Origin of the sequence: Guyparkeria halopsychrophila, assembly GCF_044582135.1 — a bacterium.
Lineage (GTDB): Bacteria > Pseudomonadota > Gammaproteobacteria > Halothiobacillales > Halothiobacillaceae > Guyparkeria.
This window is the reverse complement of the sequence record NZ_JBDODP010000005.1, coordinates 18491-35205: the sequence shown is the minus strand read 5'-3', so window position 1 is coordinate 35205 and position 16715 is coordinate 18491. Positions and strand designations below refer to the sequence as shown.

Sequence of the window (16715 nt, the reverse complement as noted above, 5' to 3'; positions counted from 1 at the left end):
AGCGATCGATAACAAGCAGGACATTGACGGTGACAACGATATGCCGCGATTCGGCACGGGGTGGAAATTGGGCGTGGGAGGAGTGCAGACCGGTCGGCCGTTTGTCGTTGGTGGTAGACGGATCGCGTTTGCGTTGTTTGCCCTGGCCTGGGTTTGGCTCGTCAACCCTGCACCCGCACAAGCCGACCGGGACGCCGCGGCAACGTCGATTCAGGTCGGTGTGCTCGCCTACGCCGGCAAGGACGAGGCACTCGGCCGCTGGCAGCCGACCGCCGACTACTTGAGCGAACGTAACCCGGGCTATCGCTTTGTCATCAAGCCCCTTTTTCTCTCCGAGTTGCGCAATGCGTTTGTCGAAGGGCGGCTTGATTTCGTTTTGACGCAATCGCTGCAGTACGCGGAGCTCTCCCGACTGGATTCCATCTGGCCGTTGGCGACCCTGGTGGTCGAGGCCAACGGCCAGCCCCTGGAACAGTTGGGAGCGGTGATCTTCACCCGCCAGGGAACCGGCTTTGCCGAACTCGATGACCTGGTTGGTGCCCGGGTTGCCGGCACCAGCCCGAATGCGCTGGGCGGCTGGCTGCTCGGGATGCAAGCACTGGAGAATGCCGGGCTGGATGTCGAGCACGAGATCACGCCGATTTTCACCGGGCTGCCTTTGGAGGCGGTAGTGGATGCCGTGCTCGATGGCCGAGCGCACGCCGGGGTGGTGCGTTCCAGCTTCTTTCAGAGTTACCTGGAAGCCTATCCCGACAGCCGGCTGGTGCCGGTGGGGGATGCGGCACGCGAGGGTTTCCCTTATCCCAGCAATACGCCGTTGGTGCCTGAATGGCCTTTTGCCGCCACCCGTCATGCGCCGGATGGCCTGGCGGCCGGTGTCGCCCGCCAATTGATCGCCATGCCTGCCGACGCCCCGGCCGCCGAACAGGCACGAATTGCCGGATGGCGCCCGCCGTTGGATTACTCCATCGTCGAAAGGCTGCGCGACAAGTGGCTCCCCGATCCGATCTCCCCCGCGTCCTTGTTGCGACATTTCTGGCACTACTTCGTGCTGGTTCTGGCCGTGCTGCTCGCCTTGTTCGCCTGGCAGGCGCGGCGCGCCACGAAAAGACTGGGGGCCGAAAAACGTCGGCTCCGGCGCGCCTTTTCCGGTTTGCATACCGGCGCGGTACTCACCGACGCATCGGGGACTATCCTTCTCACCAATCGGGCGGTCGAGGGTTTTGCGCGCGCGGACCTCGACGGGGAGTTGTTTGGGCGGCCGTTCTGTGAGGTGTTCAATCTCCAGACCGAGGGGCTGTCACCACAATGTTCGTTCAGTGATCTGGTCGAAACGGTCGAGACCCAAGAGACGTGCTCGGTCGATGGCATGATCGAACGGGACAAGCAGCGATTTGACGTCAACCTCAAGCTCAGTCGGATCGAGGCGGAGGGCGGCACCCAGTTGCTCGTGTCGATGCTGGATGTCACCGATCTGCGCTCGGCCAATGCACTCTTGAGCTACCGGGCCAACCATGACCGGTTGACCGGGGTGCTCAACCGGGAGGCCATGGAGGAATTTCTCTCCCAGGCCATGCCCGGCAGGGCGCCACGCAACGAACCGGTCCACGCCAGTTGTCTAGTCTGGACCGACCTCGACGAGTTCCGGCTGCTCAACGAAATCGGCAGCCGCGAGTTGGGCGACCGCATCCTCGCCTCGCTGGCCAGTCACTTCTCGCTCGAATTGCCGTCGGATGCCGTGCTCGCGCGTATGGGGGTGGACGAATTCGCCATCTGGATGCCACTAGCCAGCCGCGACACCTGCGCCCTGGTCGCCCGTGAGGTGCTGGAAATCATTCACGCGTTTCGGCTGCCCGACGAGCACGAACACCTGCGGCTCAAGGCCAGTGTCGGCGTGACTCGGATCGACAGCGACGATCTGCTCGCCTCGCGACGCCTGGAAGACGCTGAGCGTGCGTGCCAGAGTGCCCAACGGCTGGGGGGCGACCGGGTGGTGCAATTCTCCGGCGAGGACACCGAGATGCTGGAGCGCGAGCAACAGATCCAACGATACAATGCCCTGCGCGCAGCAATCGCCGAGGATCGACTTAACCTGGCCGCCCAGCATATCGTCCCCGTAAAGGCGGGGATTCCCATGCTCCACGAGATGCTCCTGCGCGTGACCGACGCCGATGGGCGCCTGCGATTTCCCAGTGAATACATAGAGATCGCCGAGAAACATCATGCCATGGGCGAAATCGACCGCTGGGTGATTCGCCATAGCTGCCGCTGGCTTGCTCGCCAGCCGCCAGATCGCGGCACAGTGAGCATCAATCTCTCCGCTCACTCGGTGCAAGACCCGGAGATGCTGGAGTTCATCCGCCATGAGCTCGGCGAATGGAACGTGGACCCGGCGCGGGTGGTCTTCGAGATCACCGAAACCGCGGCGATCGTCAACCTCGATCAGGCCGAACGATTGATCGGGGCAATGCGCCGTATCGGGTGCCGATTTGCCCTGGACGACTTCGGCGGCGGTTTCCTTTCGTTCGAATACCTGCGTCGTCTCAACCCGGACATCATCAAGATCGACGGGCGATTGGTCGAAGACCTGTCACATGATCCCGTGGCCGCTGTAATCGTCTCCGCCATCGTCCAGGTGTCACGCGTAATGGGCGCGCAGACCGTGGCCGAATGGGTGGAAACCGACGACCAGTATCGACAAGTGACCGAGATGGGTGTCGATTACATCCAAGGCTTCCTGCTGCATCGCCCGACTCCGTTGGACAACGGTGGGGCCGAACCGTCTAGAGGGCACGCAGGGCCTGACCTCGTCTAAAGCAGCTCGCTGCTCGATTCAAACCCGACTGCGATTCATTTTTGATTGGAGACAACCCATGCGCATTCTTCACACCATGATCCGTGTCAGTGACCTCGAGAAATCGCTGGCCTTCTATACCGACGTACTCGGCATGAAGCTGTTGCGCCAGCAGGACTACCCGGCCGGTGAATTTACCCTGGCCTTCGTCGGTTATGGCGAAGAGAGCGAAACTGCCGTGCTGGAGTTGACCTACAACTGGGGTGATCACCAGTACGACCTCGGTGATGGCTATGGCCACATCGCGATCGAGGTCGATGATGTCTACGCCGCCGGCGAAAAGATCCGCGAGAAAGGGGGCACGATCCTGCGGGAACCCGGCCCGATGAATGCCGGTTCCACCATCATTGCGTTCGTCGCGGATCCGGACGGGTATGCCATTGAATTGATCGGTGCGAAGTGAGGGAAAAATAGACCGCTGTCAAGCCTTGACAGTGAGTATTTTCCACATACAGCGAGGCGCAACGTCGGTTGCGCCTTTTTCGTGCACGATGAATCAGTCAGTTAGCGAAGGGGGTTGTCTAACCCATTGTTATCAAATGTTTTTGCTCAGAGTGCGACAGTTTGGTTAAAAATTACCCAACAGTGTCTCCTGCCTTGTAGGACCGACCATTCTGGGTTTCTTCCACATAGTTATCCACAGTTTCTGTGAAAAACTTTGGCGGGTCGAAATCGGCGCGATTCCGGTCGATCTCGTACCGATCGGTGTCACGGTTAAACCGGCCGAGACGGCATACTTCGCTTGGAGTCAGGGCTGTGCCGTAAGTAGCAAGGCGATGCACTCGCTCGACGACATGCAACTGTCATATTCGCGGCGTAGGCTTCGCTATATTCCATAGTCCATATACTGTGGCCGCGCCGATCAAGGCCATCGACACCAGCGGGAGAGTTAAGGCATGACGATTCGGGTAGGCATCAACGGGTTCGGGCGTATTGGCCGGTTGGCATTCCGGGCCTTGGCCGACCGCCCGGACCTCGGTCTCGAGGTGGTGCACGTCAATGAAATCGCCGCCGACGCTGCCTGCATGGCGCACCTGACGGAATTTGATTCCGTGCATGGCCGTTGGCAACGGTCGATCGCGGGGGAGGGTGACACCCTGACGCTGGACGGGCGGGATATCCGCTTTACTCGAAGCGAGTCGGTGGAAGGGATCGACTGGGGCCGCTCCTCGGTTGACGTGGTAATCGAGGCGACCGGCCGTTGGCGGCGCTTCGAGGAAATCACGCCGCACCTGGAGCAGGGGGCGTCACGCGTCGCCGTGGCCGCGCCGGTCAAGCATGATGAGGTGCTCAACGTCGTCATGGGCGTGAACCACGACCTGTTCGATGCCAGCCGTCACCAGGTCGTCACCGCCGCCTCCTGCACCACCAACTGCCTGGCGCCGGTGGTCAAGGTGTTGCACGAGGGGCTGGGTATCCAGCGCGGCACGATGACCACCATGCATGACCCGACCAACACGCAGGTGGTGGTCGACAAGGGCGACAAGGACTGGCGCCGCGCCCGGGCCTCGTCGATGTCACTTTCGCCCACCACCACGGGCTCGGCCAAGGCCATCGGCGCGATCTTCCCGGAGCTCGACGGGCGGCTCAACGGGCTGGCCGTGCGAGTGCCGTTGCTCAATGCCTCGTTGACCGATTTCGTCTTCACCCCCGCGCGCTCCACCACGGTCGACGAGGTCAATGGGCTGTTGCGCGAGGCCGCCGACGGGGAGTTGAAGGACATCCTGGGGTTCGAGACCCGTCCGCTGGTCTCGGTGGATTACACCAATGATCCGCGCTCCTCGATCATCGATGCGCCCTCGACCATGGTGATCGACCAGGATCTGGTTAAAGTGCTGGCCTGGTACGACAACGAGTGGGGCTATGCCCAGCGGCTGGTCGAACTCGTGTCGATGATCGGTCGGGCCTGAGGCAAGCACACGGAGTCACCATGCCTACCGCGCTACGCCACTACCTCACCATCACCGGCAACTATTGGCTGTTCACCCTGACCGACGGGGCGATCCGCATGCTGGTGGTGCTGCATTTCTACCAGCTCGGCTACTCGCCGTTCGCCATTGCGATGCTGTTTCTCTTCTACGAGTTCTTCGGCATCGTCACCAACCTGGTGGGGGGCTGGCTGGGCGCGCGTATCGGCCTGAATCGAACCATGCAGGTCGGTACTGGGCTGCAGATCGCCGCGTTGCTGATGCTGACGGTGCCCGATCCCTGGTTGACGGTGGCCTATGTGATGCTGGCCCAGGCGCTTTCCGGCATCGCCAAGGATCTCAACAAGATGTCGGCGAAGGCCGGGGTCAAGCTGGTCGCGCGCGAGGGCAACGCGCAGCTGTTCCGCTGGGTCGCCTGGATCACCGGTTCGAAAAATGCCCTGAAGGGCGCAGGGTTCTTCCTCGGCGCCGTGTTGCTGGCCGCGATTGGATTCCAGGGGGCCATGGGCCTGCTTGCCGCGCTGTTGGTAGTGGGCTTCCTGATGACCTTGACGCTGCCGGGCGGTTTCGGCGCCATCAAGGCCAAGACCGGGGTTCGGCAGATGTTCGCCCGCGAGCCATTGATCAATTGGTTGGCCGCGGCCCGGTTGTTCCTGTTCGGCGCTCGCGATGTCTGGTTCGTGGTCGCGCTGCCGGTCTTCCTCGTCTCGATCGGCTGGGATTTCCACTGGGTCGGGGCCTACCTTGCCCTGTGGGTGATTGGTTACGGGGTGGTTCAGTCCGCGGCCCCCTGGTTGCTCGGCGCACGTCGGCCGAAAACCGGATCAGGCCCCGGTGGCCCAACGGATGGCTCACCTGATGGCCCCGGTGCCCGCACCGCGGTCATCTGGAGCTTTGCCCTGGTCCTGCCGCTGGGCGCACTGCTGCTGGCGATTGCGTCGGGGCAGACGGCCGGTTGGATCATCACCCTGGGCCTGGCGTTCTTCGGCGTGGTGTTCGCGCTCAATTCGGCCACCCACTCGTACCTGGTGTTGCGCTATTCGGCCGATGAAAAAACGTCAGAGAACGTGGGGTTCTACTACGCCGCGAATGCGGGCGGGCGTTTGCTGGGCACCGTGCTCTCCGGGGCAAGCTACCAGTGGCTGGGTATTGCTGGCAGCCTCGGCTTTGCGCTGGCCTTCGTGGTGATTGCGGGCCTTCTGAGTCTGCGACTCGTCGCGCTGGAATCGAGCTTGGGCGGGGAGGGCGACTGAGCCGTCACGTAGCGTCAGCTACCGCTCGATCGCAGGCCAGTCGGGTCCTTTGCCCGCTTTTAGGGCGGCCACCTTCTACACTCGTTTGCGTGACGACGGCGGCAAAGGAAACCGATAGGGGCAGCAATGACGAAATCATCCGACACGCGCAAGGAAGCTCTGGAGCATGCGCTGGAACTGGTGCGCCAGTGCGCCACCGACGACGGGTTCCTTGCCTCGCCCACCCAGCGGGACAATTATCGCCGGGTCTGGGCCCGTGACGGGGTGATCATCGGGCTGGCCGCCTTGATGACCGGGGAAGAGTCACTGGTAGCCACGATGCGCCAGACGCTCAGCACCTTGGCACGTCACCAAGGCCCCCATGGCGAGATCCCCAGCAATGTCGATACCACCACGCAACGCATCAGCTACGGTGGCACCACTGGGCGCGTGGATGCGGATCTCTGGTTCGTGATCGGTTGCGCCGAGTACTGGCGTGCCACCGGGGATGACGCCTTTCTGGCGGAAATCCTGCCGTCCCTGGAGCGCGTGCGTTTCCTGCTCGGGGCCTGGGAGTTCAACGACCGCGGCCTGATTTACGTGCCGCAGACCGGTGACTGGGCCGACGAATATGTCCAGTCCGGCTACATCCTCTACGACCAGTTGCTCTACCTGCAGGCATTGCGCTCGTTTTGCCGCATCCACACCCATGTCCACGGCTCGGCCGACCATCAACTGCAGGACCGAACCACCCGACTGCTTCACCTGATTCGAGGCAATTTCTGGTTCAATGGCAACGAGCCGGCTGACATCTACCACGAAGTCTTGTATCAGAAGGGGCGCAAGGCCGCGCCGCGCCGTGACGATCAATACTGGATGCCATTCTTTTCGCCGACCGGCTACGGGTACCGGTTTGACGCGTTCGCCAATGTCCTGGCCAACCTGTTCCGTGTCGCGAACGACTCGCAGAGCGAGCAGGTCGATGCCTACATCGCGACGATCGCGCCACAAGCCATGCCGCTCCTGCCGGCCTTTCACCCCATCATCGAAGCCGTGGATCGGGACTGGGAAAGCCTGCAGATGATGTTCTCGTACACCTTCAAGAACAAACCGTACGAGTTTCATAATGGCGGGCTCTGGCCGATGCTCACCGGCTTTTACGTCGCCGATCTGGCCAAACGAGGGCATAGCGTAAAGGCCCGGCGGCACCTCGACGCCATTCACGCCGCCAACCTCTTGTCGATGGAAGATGAAGAACCCTGGTCATTCCCGGAGTTCGTGCACGGCCGAGACCTCACGCCGGGCGGGACGCGATGCCAGGGATGGAGCGCTGCCGCGGCCGTCACCGCCCATTATGCCCTGCAGGGCGAACCGCTTTTCAGGATCGACGACGATGAGTGAACTGCTGATATGTACCGACCTCGACCGGACATTGATCCCGAACGGCCACCAACTGGAATCGCGAGACGCACGCGACCTGTTTTGGCGACTGGCCCGACGCCCCGAAGTGACGCTGGCCTACGTGAGCGGCCGTGACCGGCGCCTGCTTCAGTCGGCAATAGACGAGTTCTCGCTGCCCGTGCCGGATTTCGCCATCGGCGACGTGGGCACGACGATCTACCGCATCGACGACGGCGAGTGGCATGCCTGGGAGGCCTGGGCGAAAGAGATCGCGGCCGACTGGGGTGGCAACAGCCGAGAGATGCTGGCCGAGATGCTCGTGGATATTCCGGATATCGAGCCTCAGGAATCGGAAAAACAGAACACCTACAAGCTCAGTTATTACGCGCCGGCAGATCTGGATGGAGAGTCGCTTGCCGAACGGATTGGCGAGCGCCTTGCCGAGGCCGGGGTGCGCAGCAGTGTCATCTGGAGCATCGACGAGATGCGCGACGTGGGATTGGTCGATGTCTTGCCGGCCGGGGCCACCAAGGTACACGCGATCCGTTTTCTCCAGGCGCATCTGCACGCCTCCCCGAGCCGGACGGTCTTCGCCGGCGACAGCGGCAATGACCTGCCCGTGCTGACGAGTGGTCTTCAGGCGATCGTGGTGGCCAATGCCAGGGATGAGATCAAGCAGGCTGCCATCCACGCCACGGCCGAGCGTGGTGCCGGGGATTGCCTGTACGTCGCCCGCGGGGGATTTCTGGGGATGAACGGCAATTACGCGGCAGGCATTCTGGAGGGCGTCGTGCACTTCATTCCCGAGGCCCGCTCATGGCTGGAGATAGAGTGAGGCGCGGGTTCAGCCCGCGTCGAGTTCCTCTACCACTGTCATAAAGGCTTCGGCGAGGGGGTTTCGCGCCCGACCGACCGGCTCGATCTGGCCCAGGCGACGGGTGGGTAGCACGCAATTGCCGCACTCGAGCCCCACCAGCCCCTCACGCTGCAAGGTGGTGGGCAGCAGGGCCCAACCGACCCCGGTTCCGGCCAGAACGGCGATGGAATCCAGCTGATTGATCTCGATGATCGCCGGGGGCAGGAGTTGCCGGTCGTCGAGCCACCGGTCGATGGCCGTGCGCGTACTGGTGGCCTCCGCCGGCAGGATCAACGGCAAGCGCTTGCCGATTTGATCCAGCGCCGGTGGCCTGCCGCCCGGGCAATGACGTTGAGCGACCACCGGCTGCATGGTCTCTTCCCAAAGAACGCGAGTGCGCACGCGATCGTCAAGGCGGGGCGGCAGGGTGGCGTACGCCAACGACGACTCACCCAGCGCAACCTGCTCGATCGCCCGTTCGGAATCATGGAAACTCAGATCGAGCAGTACCTCGGGATAATGTTCGGAAAACCGCTCGAGTACCTCCGGTAGCAGGTGCAAGCCGGCGTAATGGCTCAGGGACAGAGCCAATCGGCCGCTGAGCGCCTCCCCGCTGACCTCCGCGGCCGTGGCGATGTCATCCAGGCAGGTCTGTACCTCGCGCACCGAGGGAAGCAGTCGCTCACCCCGGTAGGTCAGTACGACTCGCTGTCCAAGCCGATCGAACAAACGGAAATCCAACCGCTCCTCTAGCTGCGCCAACCGTTTGGAAACGGCCGGCTGACTGATGTGTAACTGGGTGGCCGCCGCCGAGAACGAACCGGTTTCGGCCACCGCCAGAAACGTGAGTAACTGTTGGGTATCAAGGTGAAGGGGGTTCATCGGCCATCTCCAAAATCCGGTACTGCCGATGGCAAGTATAACCATTGGGAATGGACGTCATGCGTTATTTCCATTTTAGTTATTATCGTAACGCCGCTATCATTCCGCCATGAAAACAGACGCCCTCAACGTGCTCGGCCTGCCACTGGGCAGATGCTCGGTGGACCCGATCACCGGCTTCTACCGGGACGGGCGATGCCTCGTCGGCACCGAGGATGGCGGGGTGCATGGGGTGTGCACGGAGCTCGATGACGCGTTTCTCGACTACACCGCCGCCCAGGGCAACGAGTTGCGCCGAGCGATGCCGGCCTACGATTTTCCCGGGCTTAGGGCCGGGGACCGCTGGTGCATCTGCGCTTGGCGGTGGCGAGAGGCATTCGAGGCCGGCGTGGCGCCACCGGTGGTGCTGGCCTCGACCCACCACGAGGTACTGCGCGTGATCAAGCTGCGCGACCTGATCGAGCACGCCGTCGATCCGCCGGCCTCGGGACTGGATGACGGATTTTACGAGTTTTAGCGAATAAGACGCCTCAACCCATTGATAAGACGGAGATCTACCCCGGTCGGTGATCGATGCCGGTCCGGATCATCCGGAGGAAAACGCCAATGGCTGGAAAGACACTCTACGAAAAGCTTTTCGACGCGCACGTCGTCCATGACCAGGGTGACGGCACGGCGTTGCTATATATCGATCGTCACCTCGTCCACGAGGTAACCAGCCCGCAGGCCTTCGAAGGGCTGCGCCTGGCCGATCGCAAGCCGTGGCGCACCGGCGCCATGTTGGCCGTGCCGGATCACAACGTGCCGACCACCAATCGGGCCGGCGGGATCGTCGATCCCGTCTCGCGCGAGCAGGTCAGCACCCTCGATCGCAATTGCCAGGAATTCGGTGTCCAGGAATTCCCGATGGCCGACATGCGTCAGGGGATCGTGCACATCATCGGGCCCGAGGAGGGCTTCACGCTGCCGGGCTCGACGGTCGTCTGCGGTGATTCGCATACCTCGACTCACGGCGCGATCGGCGCATTGGCGTTCGGCATCGGCACCTCCGAGGTCGAGCACGTCATGGCGACGCAGACCTTGTTGCAACAGCGCACGAAGACCATGCAGGTGCGCGTCGATGGCGAGCTTGGCCCGGGCGTGACCGCAAAGGACGTCGTGCTCGCGATCATCGGCAAGATCGGCACCGCTGGCGGGACCGGCCACGCGATCGAGTTCGCCGGATCGGCGATCGAGTCGCTCTCGATCGAGGGGCGGATGAGCGTGTGCAACATGTCGATCGAAGCGGGTGCCCGTGCCGGCATGGTGGCGGTCGACGAGAAAACGGTCGAGTACTTCCGCGACAAGCCGTTCGCGCCGACGGGCGAGATGTTCGAGCGGGCAGCCGAGTACTGGCGCACCCTCAAGTCCGATCCCGACGCCGAGTTCGACAAGGTCGTGACCCTTGATGGGACCAAGATCGAACCGCAGGTGAGCTGGGGCACCTCTCCGGAGATGGTCGGACCGGTCAACGGGCGCGTCCCCGATCCGGCAGCCGTGGCAGACCCGGTCAAGGCCGAGGGTATGCGCAAGGCGCTGGCGTACATGGGGCTCGAGGCCAACACGCCGATGACGGACATCCAGATCGACAAGGTCTTCATCGGCTCATGCACCAATGCCCGCATCGAGGATCTGCGCGCCGCGGCCGCGGTCATCAAGGGGGGCCACGTGGCCGACAACGTCACGCTCGCCATGGTGGTGCCGGGCTCGGGGCTGGTGCGCCAGCAGGCCGAAAAGGAAGGGCTCGACAAGGTCTTTCTCGAGGCCGGCTTCGAGTGGCGGGAGCCGGGCTGCTCCATGTGTCTTGCCATGAACGCCGATCGGCTCGAGCCGGGCGAGCGTTGTGCCTCCACCTCGAACCGCAATTTCGAGGGTCGGCAGGGGCAGGGTGGTCGCACGCACCTGGTCAGCCCAGCCATGGCGGCCGCCGCGGCCATCGCGGGTCATTTCGTCGACGTCCGACAAGCGTAAGGGAGACAGAATCATGCAGGCATTCACTACCCACCAGGGAATCGTCGCCCCTCTCGATCGTTCGAACGTCGACACCGACGCGATCATCCCCAAGCAGTACCTCAAGTCGGTCAAGCGCACCGGCTTCGGGCCGACGGCGTTCGACGACTGGCGTTACCTCGATCCCGGCGAGCCGGGCATGGATCACAGCCAGCGCCGAAAGAACCCGGATTTCGTGCTCAACCGCGAGCCGTTCGACCGCGCGACCATCCTCTTGGCTCGCGAGAACTTCGGCTGCGGTTCATCACGTGAGCACGCGGTCTGGGCGTTGACCGACTTCGGTTTCCGTGCCGTGATCGCGCCGTCGTTCGCCGATATCTTCTACAACAACAGCTTCAAGAACGGGTTGCTTCCCATTGCGCTGAAAGAGGAAGAGGTCGATGCGATCTTCAAGGCGGTCGCGGCGAAGCCGGGCCAGGAACTCGAGATCGACCTGCCGAACCAGGTCGTCAAGATCCCGGACGGCACGACCTACGAGTTCGAGATCGACAGCTTCCGCAAGCACTGCCTGGTCAATGGGCTCGACGACATCGCGCTGACCCTCGAGCATGCCGACAAGATCAAGGCCTATGAGGCGGCGCAACGGGAAAGGACGCCGTGGTTGTTCAACGATCTGCGTGGCAACCTCGGCGGCTGAGTCGCCGCTGAAACGGCCCGTTTTCCCGAGAATTCAAGAACAAAAGGATCGCTAATCCCGTGACTCAGAAGAACATTCTTGTCCTGCCCGGCGACGGCATCGGCCCGGAAATCACCGAGCAGGCCGTCAAGGTGCTCAAGGCCGTCGTCGACGGCAGCGACCTGGAGCTGTCGTTCACCGACGGGTTGATTGGCGGGGCAGCCTATGACGCCGAAGGCGAACCGTTTCCCGAGGTCACCCGCCAACAGGCCGCCGAAGCCGATGCGGTACTGCTCGGCGCGGTGGGCAGCCCGCAATACGACAACCTCGACCGGCCGCTGCGCCCGGAGCGCGGCCTGCTGGCGATCCGCAAGACCATGGGGCTGTTCGCCAACTTGCGCCCGGCGATGCTTTACAGCGCCCTGGCGGACGCCTCCTCGCTCAAGCCGGAGGTGGTTGCGGGCCTGGACATCCTGATCGTGCGTGAACTGACCGGCGGGGTGTACTTCGGCCAGCCGCGTGGCATCCGCGAAGTCGACGGTCTGCGCGAAGGCTTCAACACCATGCATTACAACGAGGCCGAGATTGAACGCATCGGCCGCGTCGCCTTCGAGGCGGCACAGAAACGCGACAAGCGCCTGTGCTCGGTGGACAAGGCCAACGTGCTGGAAACCTCGGAGTTGTGGCGCGAGGTGATGAATCGTCTGTCCGCGGAATACCCGGACGTCGAGCTCTCGCACATGTACGTCGACAATGCCGCGATGCAACTGGTGCGCACGCCCAAGCAGTTCGACGTGATGGTCACCGAGAACCTGTTCGGCGACATCCTTTCCGATCAGGCCTCGATGCTGACCGGCTCGATCGGCATGCTGCCGTCGGCCTCGCTCAACGAAACGGGGCAGGGCCTGTACGAGCCCAGTCACGGCTCGGCACCGGATATCGCCGGGAAAGGCGTGGCCAACCCGATGGCGACGATTCTTTCGGCCGCCATGCTGCTGCGGTATTCCTTCGGTCGAGGCGACCTGGCCGAACGGATCGAAAACGCCTGCATCGCCGTGCTCGACCAGGGCCTGCGCACGCCGGACATCATGCAGCCGGGCATGACGCAGGTCTCTACCAGCGACATGGGTCAGGCCGTCGTCGACGCCCTGAAGGCCTGAGTGGCCGAACGGACCCCTTCGTGAGCCCGGCGTGATGCGCTAGGCTAGATCCACCATTTCGCATTCTGCGGGGACGACTGTTCGACGGTCGTCACCCCGCGCCCCCGTTTGAACAGACTTCCAATCGCAAGGAGAAATCTTCATGAGCAAGACGGTCGACGTTGCTATCGTTGGCGCCACGGGTGCCGTTGGCGAGACCATGCTGTCCATCCTGGCCGAGCGCAAATTCCCGGTCGGCAAGGTGTACGCACTGGCATCCGAGCGCTCGGCGGGCAAGAAGATTGCCTTCGGCAACTCGTTCGTGACGGTCGAGGACCTGGCGACGTTCGATTTCTCCAAGGTCCAGATCGGGTTGTTCTCGCCGGGTGGCTCGATCTCGCGCGAATACGCGCCCAAGGCCGCCGCGGCCGGGTGCATCGTGATCGACAACACCTCCGAGTTCCGCTACGACGATGACGTGCCGCTGATCGTCCCGGAGGTCAACGCCCACGCGATCGCCGGCTACACGCAGCGCAACATCATCGCCAACCCGAACTGCTCAACCATTCAGATGCTGGTTGCGCTCAAGCCGATCTACGACGCGGTGGGCATCGAGCGGATCAACGTCGCGACCTACCAGGCCGTTTCCGGCTCGGGCAAGGAGGCGATCGAGGAACTGGCCACGCAGAGCGCCCGCAAGCTAAATGGCCAAGAGGCCGATGCCGTCGTTTATCCGAAGCAGATCGCCTTCAATGCGTTGCCGCAGATCGATGTCTTCCAGGACAACGGCTACACCAAGGAAGAGATGAAGATGGTCTGGGAGACCCGGAAGATCTTCGAGGACGAATCGATCCTGGTAAACCCGACCGCGGTCCGCGTGCCGGTGTTCTTTGGTCACTCCGAAGCCCTCCACATCGAGACCCGTGACAAGATCACCGCCCAGCAGGCGTGGGATCTGTTCAAGAAGGCCGAGGGCATCGAGGTGCTCGACACGCGTCGTGACGGCGGGTACCCGACGGCCGTGACCGAGGGGGCAGGGCACGACCCGGTCTACGTGGGCCGCATCCGCGAGGACATCTCGCACGAGCGTGGCCTCAACCTGTGGGTTGTGGCCGACAACGTACGCAAGGGCGCGGCACTCAACAGCGTCCAGATCGCCGAATGCCTGGTGCGCGACCACCTCTGAACTGTGGCACAATCGGGCCCGAAATGGGGCCAAAGGAAGGCGACGGAACGTTAACCGGGCAATGACGCTCGGCCCACCGGCGCGAGCAAGGAGTGAGTGACATGCGGAAGTTGAGTTTGGTGATTGCGGGGATTCTGGGTGCCGGGACCCCGTTGATCAGCCAGGCCGCCACCCTGGGCGAGGCCCGGGTGCAGTCGTACTTGAGTCAACCCCTTGATGTGCGAGTGCCGCTGGCGCGCTCCAGTGACGAGCCACTCGACGAGATCACCGTGAAGTTGGCACCGGCCTCGTTCTATCGAGAGGCGGGCGTTTCGCTGCAAAACATCACGGGCAATCTCACCTTCACTATCGAGTCGGATCGTGGCCAGGAATACGTCCTGATCGGTTCCAAGCGTCCGATTCGTGACCCCATCCTAAGCATCCTGCTTGAGGTGGATTCCCCACAGGGACGGATGATTCGCGAGTACAACCTGCTGCTCGATCCGCCATCGATGGGCTCGACCCAGGGCGACCGTTCCGGTGGAGCAACAACCTCCAACCAAGCGGTAGCCCCCACTTCCACGACACAAGCTCCCTCGCGCTCGTCGCCGGCCACCTCCAGCTGGCAACGCGTCGAACCGGCGCAAGACGTACCCCTCGACGGGACCCGTGATGTCCAAAGCGGCGATACGCTTTACGAGATTGCTCGGGAATATGTGGCCGACGGCGCCGATGTCCGCCCCATGATGCAGGCGATCATTGACGCCAACCCGCAAGCATTCGCCAATGGCAACGGCAACGCCCTGATGGCCGGAGCACGCCTTCGGGTGCCGGACACCGGCGCGTCACCCACCAGCACCGACCAAGCCGAGCCTGACAATTCCGCTTCGGACTCCGTGACGGAGATCGAGCGGCTGCCGGCGCTCGAACTCTTGGGACCGGAAGAAGAGGGTGGTGAGCGAGCCGCTGTCGCTCCGGCGACCCTGGGCGACTTTGGTGGCTTGACTCGTGAGCAGCCGCTGGCGGCGATTGCCGGCGGCACACAGTCATCTAACGCGCAGGACGAGCGTGAGACGTTGCTGGACCGCGAGGAGGTCGAGTCGGCTCGCGCAGAGAGCGAGGCGCTGACCGAGCAGCTCCGCGCGCTCAAGGATCAGATTGATACGGTCAAGCTCGCCGTCGACCAGCGCGACGCCCAGATCGCTGAATTGCAGCAGGTCATCGAGCAATCGCGGGCCGAACTCGCGAGCGCCGAACGCGCATCCGGCAATTTCTGGATGGAGTGGGGCAAGTACCTGACCGGCGTATTGGGGCTGGTGATCATCGCGTTGCTGATCGCCCTCGGCTTGCGGCGTAATCGACCGGACGAGGAACCCGGGGTGCCGATGCCGGTCACCGCCGGCGCGTCGAACCAGCCGGCGGTTGATCACGATCCGGTCGTTGAGCCGCCGCGGTCGACTACCACGGCATCGACCGTGGCCGGATCGGCTGCGGTCACCGGCGCGGCGGCTGCCGGCGTGGCGTACGCGCCAACGGATAGCGACCCGGATCACGTGGCGGCAACTCCGGCCAGCGGCATGGATGACCCCATGAACCCGGAGATGGCGCTCGAAGAGGCGCGGGTACTCGAGTCATTCAACCTGACTCACCAGGCGGAGGAGTTGTTGCAGGACAGCCTTGCCGAGCACCCGGGGCACAGCGGCCTTCAGTCGGCGCTCAATCGCCTCAAGGGCATCGATGCCGGCGAAACCGGGGATGAACTCGGCGACTCCCAGCCGCAAGACGATGATTCCACGTGGACGGCCGAGGGCGACGAGTCCGTGGGCGAGTCTGCCGGCCCCGAGGAGGCGACAGGCGTCCCGGTGGACTCAACCGCGTGGGATGAGACACCTGAGTCGACTGACGAATGGGAGGCCGACGACCAGCCGCAAGCTTCGTCCGGGGGCGAATGGGACGATGACATCGACGATATGCTCGCCACGCCCGAGCCGGAGACCAGCCCCGTCGAAGACGAGGAGTCGATGGATTTCGACGACTCCTTCGCGCTGGAAACACCGGCCAAGGAGCCTTCGGCGAACCAGGTGGAAGATGTACCGTCACCACATGAGCCGAACGAGCTCGAGTTGCCGGCAAATGAAACGCCACCGGCCAGCGTCGACACCCCGGAGAGCGATAGCGAAACGGACGAACCCGCGCCGCTCGACCTGGACCTCTCGGGGTACGAACCGGCAGGTGAGCGCGGGGAGCCCACCGCCTCGGGTGATCAGGACATGGGGATGGACCTGGATCTCGATCAGGCCCCGTCCCCTGAGGAGCCTGCCGAAGACGAGCCTGCCTCCACCAACACCGACGAGGAAACCGCGTCGTCCGCGGGCGATGAATCCGACATCGACACGCGGGTGGGACTGGCCGAAGCCTTCCTCGATGTGGGTGATCGGGAAAGCTTCGACATGATCAAAGCCGAGTTGCAGGAAGAGGGCACCACGGCAGCACTGGAGCGACTCGACGAGTTGGAGAATCGGCACCCGGGCTGATGCCCGCGCCACTCACGCGATCCTAAAAGAGAAGGCCCGCCGTCCGTTGGTGGGCCTTT

General features: G+C 63.3%; 13 protein-coding genes. 12 read left to right on the top strand and 1 reads right to left on the bottom strand.

Translation table 11 applies throughout. The features are described from left to right. Window positions 1-73: 73 nt before the first annotated feature. From ABGV18_RS03555 to ABGV18_RS03530, 6 genes are all read left to right on the top strand, one after another. Window positions 74-2815, top strand: coding sequence for an EAL domain-containing protein (locus ABGV18_RS03555; RefSeq protein ID WP_396584837.1), 2742 nt, complete (start codon window positions 74-76; stop codon window positions 2813-2815). Between the two features lie 58 nt (window positions 2816-2873). Then, on the top strand, window positions 2874-3257 hold the full coding sequence (gene gloA, locus ABGV18_RS03550) for a lactoylglutathione lyase (RefSeq protein ID WP_396584836.1): 384 nt from the start codon (window positions 2874-2876) through the stop codon (window positions 3255-3257). A 493-nt stretch (window positions 3258-3750) separates the two neighbouring features. Then, the gene (locus ABGV18_RS03545; RefSeq protein ID WP_396584835.1) at window positions 3751-4764 is read left to right on the top strand and encodes an ArsJ-associated glyceraldehyde-3-phosphate dehydrogenase; all 1014 of its coding nucleotides are present in this window, start codon (window positions 3751-3753) and stop codon (window positions 4762-4764) included. Between the two features lie 20 nt (window positions 4765-4784). Next, window positions 4785-6035 (top strand): organoarsenical effux MFS transporter ArsJ, encoded by a 1251-nt coding sequence (arsJ, locus tag ABGV18_RS03540; protein WP_396584834.1) that lies wholly within the window; start codon window positions 4785-4787, stop codon window positions 6033-6035. A 126-nt stretch (window positions 6036-6161) separates the two neighbouring features. Beyond that, the gene (locus ABGV18_RS03535) at window positions 6162-7415 is read left to right on the top strand and encodes an amylo-alpha-1,6-glucosidase (protein WP_396584833.1); all 1254 of its coding nucleotides are present in this window, start codon (window positions 6162-6164) and stop codon (window positions 7413-7415) included. Then, window positions 7408-8250, top strand: coding sequence for an HAD-IIB family hydrolase (locus ABGV18_RS03530; protein ID WP_396584832.1), 843 nt, complete (start codon window positions 7408-7410; stop codon window positions 8248-8250). The genes ABGV18_RS03535 and ABGV18_RS03530 overlap by 8 nt, the downstream gene beginning before the upstream one ends. Before the next feature lie 9 nt (window positions 8251-8259). Here ABGV18_RS03530 and ABGV18_RS03525 read toward each other — a convergent pair whose 3' ends face one another. Then, a complete protein-coding gene (locus ABGV18_RS03525; RefSeq protein WP_396584831.1) occupies window positions 8260-9153 on the bottom strand; it encodes a LysR substrate-binding domain-containing protein in 894 nt (297 codons plus the stop codon). Window positions 9154-9262: 109 nt separating this feature from the next. Here ABGV18_RS03525 and ABGV18_RS03520 point away from each other — a divergent pair, with 109 nt between their 5' ends. The 6 genes from ABGV18_RS03520 (at window position 9263) to ABGV18_RS03495 (ending at window position 16656) form a co-directional block, all read left to right on the top strand. Then, window positions 9263-9670: a DUF2237 family protein gene (locus ABGV18_RS03520; protein WP_396584830.1), complete on the top strand. Its 408-nt coding sequence runs from the start codon at window positions 9263-9265 to the stop codon at window positions 9668-9670. A gap of 89 nt (window positions 9671-9759) precedes the next feature. Next, the gene (gene leuC / locus ABGV18_RS03515) at window positions 9760-11163 is read left to right on the top strand and encodes a 3-isopropylmalate dehydratase large subunit (RefSeq protein WP_396584829.1); all 1404 of its coding nucleotides are present in this window, start codon (window positions 9760-9762) and stop codon (window positions 11161-11163) included. A 13-nt stretch (window positions 11164-11176) separates the two neighbouring features. Beyond that, window positions 11177-11839 carry a 3-isopropylmalate dehydratase small subunit gene (gene leuD / locus ABGV18_RS03510; protein ID WP_396584828.1) on the top strand — a complete coding sequence of 221 codons (663 nt, stop codon included), beginning with the start codon at window positions 11177-11179 and terminating at the stop codon, window positions 11837-11839. An 83-nt stretch (window positions 11840-11922) separates the two neighbouring features. Then, a complete protein-coding gene (gene leuB, locus ABGV18_RS03505) occupies window positions 11923-12978 on the top strand; it encodes a 3-isopropylmalate dehydrogenase (protein ID WP_396584885.1) in 1056 nt (351 codons plus the stop codon). A 142-nt stretch (window positions 12979-13120) separates the two neighbouring features. Further along, entirely contained in the window at window positions 13121-14143 is a 1023-nt protein-coding gene (locus tag ABGV18_RS03500) for an aspartate-semialdehyde dehydrogenase (protein WP_396584827.1), read from the top strand. A gap of 101 nt (window positions 14144-14244) precedes the next feature. Beyond that, a complete protein-coding gene (locus tag ABGV18_RS03495) occupies window positions 14245-16656 on the top strand; it encodes a FimV/HubP family polar landmark protein (RefSeq protein ID WP_396584826.1) in 2412 nt (803 codons plus the stop codon). Window positions 16657-16715: the final 59 nt, after the last annotated feature.